General features: G+C 69.0%; 1 protein-coding gene. It reads left to right on the plus strand.

What is annotated here, in order from left to right:
• Positions 1-842 (plus strand): flavodoxin-dependent (E)-4-hydroxy-3-methylbut-2-enyl-diphosphate synthase (gene ispG, locus VKA29_RS08995; RefSeq protein ID WP_324784743.1); only part of this gene is annotated, 842 nt, incomplete at both ends.

Raw genomic sequence — 842 nt, forward strand, 5'->3', positions numbered from 1 at the left:
GCCCCGGTGTCGGTGCAGTCGATGACGACGACGCGTACCTCGGACATCGGTGCCACGCTGCAGCAGATCGCGGAGCTGACGGCGTCGGGGTGCCAGATCGTGCGGGTGGCGTGTCCGACGCAGGACGACGCGGACGCGCTGGCGACGATCGCGCGGAAGTCGCAGATCCCGGTGATCGCGGACATCCACTTCCAGCCGAAGTACGTGTTCGCGGCGATCGAGGCGGGCTGTGCGGCGGTCCGGGTGAACCCGGGCAACATCAAGCAGTTCGACGACAAGGTGCGGGAGATCGCGAAGGCGGCGAGGGACCACGGCACGCCGATCCGGATCGGGGTGAACGCGGGCTCGCTGGACCGGCGGCTGCTGCAGAAGTACGGCAGGGCGACGCCGGAGGCGCTGGTGGAGAGCGCGTTGTGGGAGGCGTCGCTGTTCGAGGAGCACGACTTCCGGGACATCAAGATCTCCGTCAAGCACAACGACCCGGTGGTGATGATCGAGGCCTACCGGCAGCTCGCCGCGCGGTGCGACTATCCGCTGCACCTCGGCGTGACCGAGGCGGGTCCGGCGTTCCAGGGCACGATCAAGTCGGCGGTCGCCTTCGGGGCGCTGCTGTCGCAGGGGATCGGGGACACGATCCGGGTGTCGCTGAGCGCGCCGCCGGTGGAGGAGATCAAGGTCGGTCTGAAGATCCTGGAGTCGCTGAACCTGCGGCAGCGGGGTCTGGAGATCGTCTCCTGCCCGTCCTGCGGTCGCGCGCAGGTGGATGTGTACAAGCTGGCGGAGGAGGTCACGGCGGGGCTGACCGGTATGGAGGTCCCGCTGCGGGTGGCGGTCATGGGCTG

Origin of the sequence: Streptomyces sp. H51 (assembly GCF_035656535.1) — a bacterium.
Lineage (GTDB): Bacteria > Actinomycetota > Actinomycetes > Streptomycetales > Streptomycetaceae > Streptomyces.